12 protein-coding genes are annotated in these 12,301 nt (G+C 43.7%); 9 read left to right on the top strand and 3 right to left on the bottom strand.

What is annotated here, in order from left to right; all coding sequences use genetic code 11:
• Positions 1 to 10 precede the first annotated feature (10 nt).
• From ABXT42_RS03180 to yjgA, 5 genes are all read left to right on the top strand, one after another.
• Positions 11 to 1,495, top strand: coding sequence for an RNA polymerase factor sigma-54 (locus ABXT42_RS03180; RefSeq protein WP_443628925.1), 1,485 nt, complete (start codon positions 11 to 13; stop codon positions 1,493 to 1,495).
• 32 nt (positions 1,496 to 1,527) lie between these two features.
• Positions 1,528 to 1,974 (top strand): PTS IIA-like nitrogen regulatory protein PtsN, encoded by a 447-nt coding sequence (gene ptsN / locus ABXT42_RS03175; RefSeq protein ID WP_443628924.1) that lies wholly within the window; start codon positions 1,528 to 1,530, stop codon positions 1,972 to 1,974.
• A 106-nt stretch (positions 1,975 to 2,080) separates the two neighbouring features.
• Complete coding sequence (locus tag ABXT42_RS03170; protein ID WP_443628923.1) at positions 2,081 to 2,350, top strand: HPr family phosphocarrier protein; 270 nt, start codon at positions 2,081 to 2,083, stop codon at positions 2,348 to 2,350.
• 12 nt (positions 2,351 to 2,362) lie between these two features.
• Positions 2,363 to 3,697, top strand: a complete 1,335-nt coding sequence (mgtE, locus tag ABXT42_RS03165) for a magnesium transporter (protein ID WP_443628922.1) — start codon at positions 2,363 to 2,365, stop codon at positions 3,695 to 3,697.
• A 10-nt stretch (positions 3,698 to 3,707) separates the two neighbouring features.
• Entirely contained in the window at positions 3,708 to 4,253 is a 546-nt protein-coding gene (yjgA, locus tag ABXT42_RS03160) for a ribosome biogenesis factor YjgA (protein WP_443628921.1), read from the top strand.
• Here the strand turns inward: yjgA and ABXT42_RS03155 are convergent.
• On the bottom strand, positions 4,250 to 4,918 hold the full coding sequence (locus ABXT42_RS03155) for a replication protein P (RefSeq protein WP_443629430.1): 669 nt from the start codon (positions 4,916 to 4,918) through the stop codon (positions 4,250 to 4,252). The genes yjgA and ABXT42_RS03155 overlap by 4 nt on opposite strands.
• Positions 4,919 to 4,973: 55 nt before the next feature.
• Positions 4,974 to 5,786: a DnaT-like ssDNA-binding domain-containing protein gene (locus ABXT42_RS03150; protein ID WP_443628920.1), complete on the bottom strand. Its 813-nt coding sequence runs from the start codon at positions 5,784 to 5,786 to the stop codon at positions 4,974 to 4,976.
• 95 nt (positions 5,787 to 5,881) lie between these two features.
• On the opposite strand from ABXT42_RS03150, the gene nfsA reads away from it, so the two are divergent.
• A complete protein-coding gene (gene nfsA / locus ABXT42_RS03145; RefSeq protein ID WP_443628919.1) occupies positions 5,882 to 6,622 on the top strand; it encodes an oxygen-insensitive NADPH nitroreductase in 741 nt (246 codons plus the stop codon).
• 31 nt (positions 6,623 to 6,653) lie between these two features.
• On the opposite strand, the gene ABXT42_RS03140 is transcribed toward nfsA, so the two are convergent.
• The gene (locus ABXT42_RS03140; RefSeq protein ID WP_443628918.1) at positions 6,654 to 8,165 is read right to left on the bottom strand and encodes a fumarate hydratase; all 1,512 of its coding nucleotides are present in this window, start codon (positions 8,163 to 8,165) and stop codon (positions 6,654 to 6,656) included.
• 218 nt (positions 8,166 to 8,383) lie between these two features.
• On the opposite strand from ABXT42_RS03140, the gene ABXT42_RS03135 reads away from it, so the two are divergent.
• From ABXT42_RS03135 to tmpA, 3 genes are read left to right on the top strand one after another with little or no spacing between them, the layout of a single operon-like run.
• Positions 8,384 to 9,808, top strand: coding sequence for a coniferyl aldehyde dehydrogenase (locus ABXT42_RS03135; protein ID WP_443628917.1), 1,425 nt, complete (start codon positions 8,384 to 8,386; stop codon positions 9,806 to 9,808).
• Positions 9,809 to 9,836: 28 nt separating this feature from the next.
• Complete coding sequence (locus ABXT42_RS03130; protein WP_443628916.1) at positions 9,837 to 11,105, top strand: NAD(P)/FAD-dependent oxidoreductase; 1,269 nt, start codon at positions 9,837 to 9,839, stop codon at positions 11,103 to 11,105.
• 50 nt (positions 11,106 to 11,155) lie between these two features.
• Positions 11,156 to 12,301: a 2-trimethylaminoethylphosphonate dioxygenase gene (gene tmpA / locus ABXT42_RS03125; RefSeq protein WP_443628915.1), complete on the top strand. Its 1,146-nt coding sequence runs from the start codon at positions 11,156 to 11,158 to the stop codon at positions 12,299 to 12,301.

The following is a 12,301-nucleotide window of genomic DNA, read 5'->3' as shown; positions in this document are numbered from 1 at the left end:
TAGTATAACTATGAAAGCTTCTTTGCAACTCAAAGTGAATCAACAACTGTCAATGACACCACAGTTGCAACAAGCAATTCGTTTACTGCAACTTTCAACTTTAGACCTCCAACAAGAAATCCAACAAGCCTTAGACTCTAATCCCCTACTAGAATTAGAAGAAGAGTTTGAGCAGGCAGAAACTGACGCCTCAAATTTAGATGACGTCATCACGCCAGACGATAAATCCAATGACCAACTTACAGATGAGCAGCTAGCTGACAGTGACTGGCATGAGGAAATCCCAGTCGAGCTTGCCACTGACAGCTCATGGGATGATATATACCAAAGTTCCACTACACCCGCTACTGGTCATGCGGACGAGTTTGACTTTGACGCCCACAATAGCCACGAGCCAAGCCTACAAGAACACCTTGAGTGGCAACTAAATGTTAGCCGCTTAAGTGATATCGATCAGTTTATCGGAGCTAGTATTATTGATGCTGTAGATGAACGAGGTTACCTAAGTCAAACTCTAAGCGAGATTACACAAGGCATTAATGGCAACTTAATTCAGCAAGAGCAAGATGTTATTGAAGAGTATGAGACTCAAGCAGTATTAACTCTGATTCAACAATTTGACCCTATAGGTGTTGCTGCGCAAGACCTAAGAGAATGCCTGCTTATTCAGTTAAAATATTCGCCAACTGATACCCCTTGGCGAGAAGGTGCGATTGCCATCGTAGACAAATACCTAGATCTGCTGGGTAGCCACGACTACAGCACCTTAAGACGCCGTTCAGGCTATAAAGAAACCGAATTAGTTCATATTGTTGAATTAATCACTCAACTTCAACCAGAACCAGGCGTTAGCATTGCCTCAAGTCAGGCAGACTATGTAATTCCAGACGTCATGGTACAAAAAATTGACAAGGTGTGGAAAGTTTCATTAAACCCCAATTGCGCACCAAAGATAAGAATCAATCAACAATATGCTAATTTTGGAGGCAGCGGCAACGCTAGTGACAAAAGTTATATAAAAAATCACTTACAAGAAGCTCGCTGGTTTATAAAAAGCCTTGAAAGCCGAAATGAGACGTTGCTTAAGGTGTCTGCTCGTATTTGTGAAATACAACAAAAATTTTTAGAGCATGGCGAAGAAGAAATGAAACCTTTAGTGCTAGCAGAAGTAGCAGAGCACGTGGAAATGCACGAATCTACTATTTCTCGTGTAACTACCCAAAAATATATGCACACACCTAGAGGTATTTTTGAGTTAAAATATTTCTTTTCTAGTCACGTAGCTACCGCAAGTGGCGGAGAGTGTTCATCTACGGCCATAAGGGCAATTATTAAAAAGTTCATCGCGCTTGAATCAACACGTAAACCCTTAAGCGACTCAAAACTAACTGATATGCTGGAATCTCAAGGCATTAATGTAGCCCGAAGAACTATCGCCAAATATAGAGAAAGTATGAACATCCCTCCTTCCAATGAACGTAAACGCCTCAATTGAGCCCACACCATAAACAGGTTTAATAAAACCATATGAATATCAGTGACATTCTCACTCCAAAACGCACGCTCTCTGATTTAGCGTGCGCTAGCAAAAAACGCACCCTAGAGTCGATAAGCCAGTGGCTAAGCGACCAAATGAGCGATTTTGATAGCAAAGAACTATTTAATGCGCTAATCACCCGCGAAAAATTGGGTAGCACCGGATTTGGTGATGGCATCGCAATACCTCATTGCCGCTTAGCCAGTTGCACCCATGTCACTGGTGCGTTAGTCAGGTTAACTAACGCCGTAGATTTTGATGCCATAGACCAGCAGCCGGTAGATTTATTGTTTGTGCTTTTAGTGCCTCTTGAAGCCACCGACGAGCACCTACAAATTTTAGCCACCTTAGCAGGATGCTTTGGCCAAGCTGAATTTCGAGAGAGCATCAGACAGGCACCTGACGCAGATGCTATGTACAAAATTGCTATCGCATAAATGCCTCAAAAAGGGTATGCTATAGGGCTAATCTTGAAAAGCTTGAGACATGCTTTTAAATTGCTGTAACACTATTTTGTAGAGCTATTCTCGTAAGGTTTTGTGTATGATCAACCAAAAAATCACCATCATCAACAAACTTGGTTTGCACGCTCGTGCTGCGGCTAAACTTGTCGGTGTTACTGGGCGCTATGGTTGTAGTATAGAAATTGGCACTGAAGGCAAAATGGTCGACGCAAAAAGTATCATGTCAGTGATGTTGCTAGCCGCTTCAAAAGGCACAATTTTAGACCTTAAAGTCAGTGGAGATGATGCACAACAGGCCGTTGACGACATACTACACCTAGTCAACAATTTCTTTGACGAAGGCGAATAAGGCTGTAACTTCATGGAAACCCGCCTTCAAGAACTTAACGACGCCCTGGACAGTGGTGCTTTTATTCAAGCGCGCCACATGCTTAACCACACCCTAAAACCTGCTCATACAGCACATTTACTTGAATCCTCACCTCCTAGAGAGCGTGAACTACTTTGGAATTTGGTCAATCCAGAGTTAGAAGGTGAAGTCCTTCAGCATTTAAGTGACGAAATTCAAGCTGAATTCGTTAATCAAATGAACACTGAAGAGCTTCTTCAGGCCACAGAAAATTTAGATACTGATGATTTTGCCGATATCTTGCAACAGCTGCCAAAAAAGGTAATGCAAGAAGTGCTCAATAGCTTGGGATTGCAAGATCGTGAACGCTTAGAACAAGTGTTGTCTTACCCAGAAGACACTGCCGGTGGTCTTATGAACACCGACGTAGTGAGCATCCGTCCTGACCTTACTATAGATGCTGTTCTGCGTTATTTACGCCGTCATGACAGCCTGCCAGAAATGACTGATAACCTTTTTGTTGTCACACGCAAAGACCGATATATTGGCTTACTGCCAGTGACCAGTTTATTAGTAAGTGATCCGAATACACTTATTTCAGACATCATGGACACAGAGCGTGAAGCAATACCTGCACATTTAGATGAAACAGATGTCGCTAACTTATTTGAACGTAACGATTGGGTCTCTGCACCTGTGGTTAATCAAGATGGTCTTTTGGTAGGCCGGATCACAATCGATGATGTGGTAGATTTGATTAGAGAAGAAGTTGACCACTCGCTCATGCGCATGGCCGGCTTAGACGAGGACGAAGATACCTTTGCACCTGTAGTAAAAACAGCTAGGCGACGTGCTGTATGGCTTGGAATCAACTTACTCACTGCGCTTTTTGCTTCTATGATGATTGGTCTGTTTCAGCATACTATTGAACAAGTTGTGGCTCTTGCTATACTTATGCCCATTGTTGCCAGCATGGGTGGCATTGCAGGCAGCCAAGCATTAACACTAGTTATTCGAGGCCAAGCCCTGGGGCACGTTGAACGTAGTAATATTGGCTATTTGCTGCACAGAGAAATTATCGTTGGAGCTATCAATGGCTTACTTTGGGCGACCGTAGTGGCAAGTATAGCCAGCTGGTGGTTCTCAGATTTAACCATTGGTTTCATTATCGCCACAGCTATGGTGATCAATCTGATTGTAGCCGCTATTTTTGGCACTTCCCTTCCCGTTATCCTTAAAGCAATGAACATTGATCCTGCTTTAGCTGGAGGCGTGATTTTAACAACCATAACCGATGTGGTCGGATTTTGTGCCTTTTTAGGCCTAGCCACATTATTTTACGCGTAAGGAATTTAATATGGGCAAAGTTAAAGCCCGCAAGGCCGCTGCAGAACTTGAAGCATTACAACAAAACCTGCCAGCTGAAGAAGAATTAAGTCGCACCCAAATTAAGCGTGCAATGGAAGCATTGCAGACTTTAGGTGGCAAATTGCTCGACCTTAAACCTGCCGAATTAGCGCGCATTCCAATGAGTGAAACGCTAAAAACAGCCATTGATGAGTCACGTCGTATTGCACAAAATGAGGCTAAACGTCGTCATTTACAATATATAGGTAAAGTAATGCGCGACGAGGATTCAGAAGCGATTGCCAAAGCCTTAGCTGTGCACGACTCTGGCTCCGATGAGCACAGGCGTGCTTTTCATCAAATAGAAACTTGGAGGGACGGATTAATTTCCAACAATCCAGAGACTCTTAATGACATTGTAGCGCTCCATGAAGAAGCCGATCGTCAACATATATCTCATTTAGTGAAGCAGGCACAGAGCCTAAATCAAGATGCTAAAGCAAAAACTGCTTCTAAAAAGTTATTCAAATACCTGCGTGTATTGGCTGACCTTTAGGCCAATTGGCTGCGCAGCGCATCAATAGTGTCAGGTATAACATAACCTGAGTACTCAAACTTACTGCGTAAATATAGGTTTTTTCTTAACGGACTATGCTTTGGTAAATGCAAAAAGTATAGTGCGCTTTGAGCAAGCTCTGGCGTTACATCCATCTGCCTAGCCCACTGATCAATTAAGGCAAATAAATTATCATTGTTAGGTGCAGACAAAGCAGAAGTTTTGACTTGGTCTAAATTTTCTCCAGCCAATACTCGCTGGCATAAGGTTTTATAGTGTTGGTTAAAACGGCCTTGAGTAGCTTGTCTGGGTAGGCTTTTTAATTCAAACCAACCTGTTGCCCTACCGGCATGGTAGACCGCAGCATGACTCCACGGATGATGGCTTGGAGCAGTTGCATGACGACAAGCTTCGGCATAGGCTTGCTCTTTTGGTGCCAAACCAAAACTTTCTTGACACTGATCCATAAGTTGTAAAAACTCAGCAATTGACGGCATCCAACTATACTGACGCTTGGCCTGTTCAATCGCCAATACCAAAACATCTTCTTCATAGCCAGCCAAACTCAGCGCCCATTCTCGTTTAGCTATAATAATTTCTTTGTCATCGTCAAAAGCGCTTTTAAACTTATGACCATAGATCGTCATAAATCGGGCAAAGAGCATGTTCACCAGAGACTTTATCTTATGGTCAATAGGCGCATGTGCTGCAACAACAGTTTTACCAGTCGGTATTATTGATGTCCAGGACGTTTGCTGTGATGTTACGTCGGCGCTGCTTAGCAGCGTATCTAGCTTCTTCATTGGATGAATTAGTCTGTTGTTGGGTTTGTCTTTGGGCACGGGCTTGAGCTGTTTGCTGGTGAACCTGTTCTTTTTTGACCCATTTTAAAAACTTTTGGTCCCAGCCACCTGGAGTTTCGCGGCGGCCTTTGTCCATATAATACACCACAAACTCATCTTTAATGCCAAGTGCAAAAGCTTCGCTTATTTGGTGCTGCTGCGCTAAAACTTTAATAATATTAGCAGAAATTTTCCATTCTAAATCCATATGGCACAAGTGCTGGTGTTGAGCCTCTTTGGCGGCAAACAATCGGCTTAATTCATCGCCTTCACCTACATCTCTGCGCCAACCTCCAAAGCCACCCATAGAAGGCTTTGGAGACTCCACTAAAGGTATTATCTCAACTTCAGGTGAGCCATTGCTTTGGTTATGGTCGTAGTTACCGTCTTGGGTATTAGAATACAAAGGTAATGGCTGATCTTTTAGAAGGTGCAATTCAATCCGCACTCTGCCCTCACCAGCTGGAGCAACTTGCAATAGACCCAATGACGAAAGCTCAGATAAAAGCTGGCCTTGATGCTGACGTGTGAAACATATAGCTCTGCCATACAGGCGTTGCTCTTCGATCACCACTTGTCCGTTCCATGCACCTACCAATTCAGACACCACAGCTAACATCACAGCCTGCTCTAGGCCATACTGCTTAGCTAAATATGGAGCAATAGATAAATTGGGGGCCAACAAAGACATAACTAAAAACAACCATAAACTGAATAATAAACCTATTCTACCCTAACTTCTCCTATGCTAACATCAACTATGCTAGTACAAGACTAATATAAATCATGCTTCAAAAAAACTTCATAGACCATATGATGGACCATCAATCCATTCGTAAATTCACAGACCAAACTGTCTCTCAAGAGATCATTAATACATGCATAAAAGCAGGCCAAGCTGCTGCCAGCTCAAGCTTTGTACAGGTGACTAGTGTGATTCAAGTCAACTCCAAAAAAAGCCGCACTGCCTTAGCCATTGCCGCAGGCGGCCAGTCTTACGTAGAAAGCGCCGCTGTTTTTTTAGTCTTTTGTGCAGATCTGCAGCGTAATCAACAAATATGCCTGCACCTGCAACATCAGATGCCTACTGGTTTTACAGAGCAAACGCTTATTGCCAGTGTAGATACCGCGCTATTTGCACAAAATGTGTTGCTCGCAGCCCAAAGCCTAGGTTTAGGTGGGGTTTTTATTGGTGGTTTGCGTAACCAACCAGCAGCTGTGACTAAGCTATTAAAATTACCTGAACAGGTATTCCCAATATTTGGCCTTTGCCTAGGGTATCCTGATCAAAATCCTGGACAAAAACCGCGCCTACCTCTGTCGATGGTACTTCATCAAGAACATTACTCAAACGACAATTTGATTCACCTAAATGACTACGATCAGCAAATAAGTGAATATTATCAGCAGCGTAGCCAAGGGAAACTAAGCCTCAGCTTTAGCGAACATATCATTAAAACTGTGGTGAAAGAAGCTAGACCCCATATGCTTCCTTACCTTCACACCCAAGGTTTTAGTACCCGCTAAGCGCGGGTTACACAATTTATATGATGTTATATCAACTGATCTGACGGGCCTGAATAATATCGTACCATTGTGCAGGCCCAGTTTTATGTACCGAAGTACCTCCTGAATCAACGGCCACTGTTACTGGCATATCTTGCACGTCAAACTCATAGATTGCTTCCATACCTAGTTCTGCAAAAGCCACAACTTCAGCGCTTTTAATAGCCTTTGATACTAAATAAGCAGCGCCGCCTACCGCCATTAAGTACACCGCTTTATGCGCCTTAATCGCATCAATGGCCAGCTGACCACGTTCGGCTTTACCAATCATGCCTAACAAGCCTGTTTTTTCTAACATAGCTCCTGTGAATTTATCCATGCGGGTAGCTGTGGTTGGCCCTGCAGGACCAACGGCCTCATCTCTTACTGGGTCTACTGGCCCCACGTAATAAATAAATCGCCCTTTTAGATCAACAGGTAATGGTTCACCATTATCCATCATGTCTATCATTTTTTTATGCGCCGCATCTCTACCTGTCAACATTTTGCCTGAAAGCAACAAGGTTTCACCTGGCTGCCAAGTTAACACGTCAGCGGGTGTGATCGTGTCTAAGTTAACTTTGCGGGCACCAGCACCGGCATCCCATGCTATGTCAGGGTAGTCCGACAAACTGGGGGGAGTTTGCAGGCTAGGGCCACTGCCATCCAATACGAAATGAGCATGGCGTGTAGCCGCACAATTTGGAATCATACACACAGGTAAAGAGGCTGCGTGGGTAGGATAATCCATCACCTTGATATCCAACACAGTGGTTAAGCCACCCAAACCCTGGGCACCAATACCTAGATCATTCACTGCATCAAACAATTCTAAACGTAGTTTTTCAGCAGTATTACTAGCACCACGAGCTTGGAGTTGCTGAATATCTACAGGATCCATTAATGACTTTTTTGCCATCAGTGCCGCTTTTTCTGCAGTACCACCTATGCCTATGCCCAGCATACCAGGAGGACACCAGCCAGCCCCCATTGTTGGCACAGTCTTTAACACCCAGTCCACGATACTGTCTGATGGATTCAGCATGGCCATTTTGCTTTTATTTTCAGAGCCACCACCTTTGGCAGCTACCTGAATATCGACCCGATCTCCTTTAACAATAGAGGTGTGTATCACAGCTGGGGTATTGTCTTTAGTGTTAGTTCTAGTGCCTGCAGGGTCAGCTAAAATAGATGCACGTAGTTTGTTATCTGGGTGTAGGTAGGCGCGCCTTACTCCTTCGTTTACCATGTCTTCTAAGCTAAGCTGCGCATCCCACTGCACGTCCATGCCTACTTCCACAAACACTGTCACAATACCCGTGTCCTGACACAAAGGGCGCTTACCTTGGGCACACATACGCGAGTTAATTAATATCTGTGCCATCGCATCTTTAGCTGCTTGAGACTCTTCTCGCAGATACGCTTCATGAACTGCGTGTATAAAATCTAATGGATGGTAGTAAGAAATAAACTGTAAAGCGTCTGCTACGCTATCAATTAAGTCGTCTTGGGCAATGATGGTCATGGTAGGGTCCTTATTTGGCCAAAATAGATAACCTATTGTAACCCGTTATAGTGTTCAACTCAGCTCTTAGTTCACATAGTCAGCTCCTAAGCGCAATTATGTGGGTTATACCCGCCATGAATACTAGTCGATAGTTTTTACAAACCATTGCATGCAATGCAGCCTTAGCTTTATGATTCAGTAAGTATTTAAATATCTTCACGTCAGATCATTGATTTATGAAAAAGCCTCATTATCCAGCACCTGTGACAGCACAAGAATTACACAATGTTCTAGATGCACAAACCCAAGCCTACTATACCCAAGGCATTCCAAGCTTAGAGCAACGCTTAAGTAACTTGGATACTTTGTTTGATATTCTAAAAAATAATCAACAGGCTATTGCACAGGCGATTTCAAATGACTTTGGCCATCGGGCCCATCAAGAAACCCAACTGGCCGAACTGTTTTTGTGTCTTGATGGTATTCGGTATGTACGTAAGCGTTTAAAGAAATGGATGCGCCCACAAAAACGTTCAGTGTCTATTTGGCTTTTGGGATCTAGTAATACAGTGATTCCGCAACCTTTAGGTGTGGTGGGCATCGTAGTACCTTGGAACTATCCATTGTTTTTATGCATCAGCCCATTGATTAGTGCCCTTGCAGCAGGTAATCGTTGCATGATAAAAATGGCTGCAAATTCTAGCGGCCTAAGTCATTTACTACGCACTTTATTTGCCGAAAAATTCCCCCAGGAAATGCTCACTATTGTGCAAGGTGCAAAAGGCTCAGATTTTTCATCTTTGCCTTTTGACCATTTGATTTTTACAGGCTCTAGCAATACAGGCCGCCAAGTCATGCGCGCCGCAGCAGACAACTTAACCCCTGTGACCTTAGAGTTAGGTGGAAAATCTCCCACCATTATTGCACCAGACTATTCAATTGCTAAAGCAGCAAAACGATTGTTATTTGCAAAGTTTTTAAACGCTGGACAAACCTGTGTAGCCCCAGATTATGTTTTTGTTCCTGAAGGTAAAGTAGATGAATTTATCACTGCAGCAAAAGCTATTGTGGCTGAGCGTTATCCAAATATAGAAAACAAAGACTATACCTCCATCATTGATGACACAGCTTACTTACGGCTTAAAGGAACTCTTGCTGAAGCTCTTGGACAAGGCGCCATCGCCACAACTTTAGTGCCAAACAGCATCGCAAATGACATTACACGAAAGTTCCCCCCCACCCTACTCACTGGTGTCAAAGACACCATGCGCGTGATGCAAGAAGAAATCTTTGGCCCCATACTGCCTATTATGACCTATCACCACATAGACCAAGTATTAGAGTATATCCATCACAGAGATAGGCCATTAGCTTTATATTTATTTAGTGATGACAAAAAGACACAAGAAAAAGTGATTAGAAAAACCAGATCTGGTGGTGTGTGCATGAACGACACCGCACTTCATGTCGGTCAGCACGATATGCCCTTTGGGGGGGTTGGTGAAAGTGGCATGGGGCAATATCATGGTGTAGAAGGGTTTTTGACTATGAGTAAACTTAGGCCCATTTTTAAACAGGCGCGTTACCCATCTTTGTCTTTAATGTACCCACCTTACGGTAAAACATTCGATAAGATAATCAAGATAATGTTAAGGCTATAAACCTTTATCAAAGAGAGTTTTGATTACCATGAAAATAGCTCATCACAGCCTCTGGCAAACAGACACTAGGGAAAGCATTGTAGATAAACCACTTAGCAGCCATGAACACTGCGATCTTGTGGTCATAGGCGCCGGCTACAGTGGCCTAAGTGCTGCGCTTCATGCAGCACAACAAGGCATGAGCGTGCGAGTATTAGAAGCTAAGACAATAGGCTATGGCGGTTCAGGTCGAAATGTTGGTTTAGTAAATGCAGGTTTATGGACGCCTCCTGATGACGTGGAAAAAACCTTAGGTAAGGCCGCAGGAACTATTCTAAACAAAGCCCTCGCAAAAGCGCCAGAGCTTGTATTCTCGCTCATTAAAAAACATCAAATCAACTGTGATGGGCTGCGTAACGGCACACTGCATTGCGCATCAGATAAGGCTGGATTAAAGCAGCTCAAAGCCCGCCTTACCCAACAAATAGCGCGCAATGCACCCGTAGAGTTATTAAGTTCTTTAGAGACTCGCCAGCGCACCGGCTCAACAAAATTCTTAGGTTCCCTGTTAGACCATAGGGCGGGCACAATACAACCATTAAACTATGCATTAGGCTTAGCAAAGGCAGCCACCAACGCTTCGGCCATCATCCACGCCCATTGCCCTGCCCTGACTTGCCAACATAATGGGCGCAGCTGGGTAGTTAATACTGCCTATGGCTGCATTAGCGCAGATAAGCTGATTCATGCTACTAACGCTTATGACTCCACTGACGTGTCTCATCAAACGTTCACTAAAGCGCATTACATTCAGTTTGCCACCCAACCTTTAACACAAACACAAAGAGCACTAATTTTACCAAACGGTGAAGGCTGTTGGGACACTAATCAAGTGATGTCATCGTTTAGAATGGATAACAACGCAAGGCTAATTATTGGAGGCTTGGGTTCATTAGATAATCGCGGAAAAAACACACAGATTAATTGGGCTTACCGAAAGCTCAATGCTTTATTCCCACACATTAAAAATGTTGATTTTGACTACATGTGGGATGGACAAATTGCCATGACATCAGACTATCTGCCAAAAATAACCAAAATTGGCACCCAAGGCATTCGTCTTTATGGCTACAGTGGTCGAGGTATTGGGCCTGGCACCCTATTTGGTAAAGCCGCTGCACAGTGGGCCTCTTCAGGAGAGGAAAGTGAACTCCCCGTGTGTGTTACAGCACCCATATTTGAAAAACATACCCAATTACGAGCCACTTATTTTGATATGGGAGCTACACTTAATCATTGGCTAAGCTGTAGGTTTTAAACTTCACTCAAGTGAATCTGAATTTCAATAAATATAAATATAGGTCGTGTATGAATACTGTCACTATTGCCCCCAAGGGCGACTTTATTAGTCTCACTATTATAGGCCACACTTCCCGTTTTCATGCGATATGGTTAAGAGATAATGCCTTAGACAAAGACACTAGAAGCAAGGGCAACGGACAACGCCTAATCGCTTTGCAAGATATACATAAAAGCACTTATGTAAGCCATGTGCAGCTGCATCCTCACTCACTAAAAATTACCTTCATGCCAGAAAATAAACGCATAGATTATCCCTTAGACTGGCTGCTGAACCATGCCTATGACAAGCCGTGCATACAAGGTAAAGGCTGGCACAAGCCCACGCAAGCCTTATGGAATAGTAGTTTGATGGGGAATCTACCTGAAGAAGATTTTGATAGGGTTTCTACCTCCACTCAAGCACTACACGCATGGCTTGGCAGCATTGCCCGTTTTGGCTTTGCCAAGCTTAATAATGGCCCAGTAAAAGCCATGGCACTAACCCAAGTAGTGGATTTATTTGGTCATCTACGCGAAACCAACTATGGAAAAATATTTGAAGTACAAGTAGAGGAAAAGCCCACCAACCTTGCCTTTACAGGCTTGGCCTTACAAGCCCATACAGACAACCCTTATCGTGACCCAGTGCCTACTATTCAAGTACTCTACTGCTTAGAAAGCTCAGCACCAGGGGGTGACAATGTTTTAGTAGACGGGTTTATGGCGGCCACCCAATTACAAAAAGAAGACCCCCACGGGTTTGATTTACTCAGCCGTTACTGCGCACGTTTTGAATATGCTGGCGAAGAATATGTATGTTTGCAATCTAAACGCCCAATGATTGAGCTAACCCCAGATGGTCAGCTACAAGGCATACGTTTTAATAATCGATCAGCTGCGCCCTTTACCGACATTCCGTTTGAGCATATGGCGCACTACTACGATGCTTACAGGCGCTTGGGTGAGATTATTAACGACCCTTTGTTAGAAGTAGGCTTTAGGCTTAACCCAGGTGATTGTTTTGTAATAGATAACACCCGTGTATTACATGCACGTAAGGCGTTTTCAGGATCTGGCACACGCTGGCTACAGGGCTGTTATGCCGATATGGACGGCTTACTCTCGCGCCTAGCCGTGCTTAATAAAATGTATAAAAACACCTTAAATGATTAG

The organism is Candidatus Njordibacter sp. Uisw_002, assembly GCF_047730155.1.
Taxonomy (GTDB): Bacteria; Pseudomonadota; Gammaproteobacteria; order Pseudomonadales; family Balneatricaceae; genus Njordibacter.
This window is presented reverse-complemented; position numbering and strand designations above follow the sequence as displayed.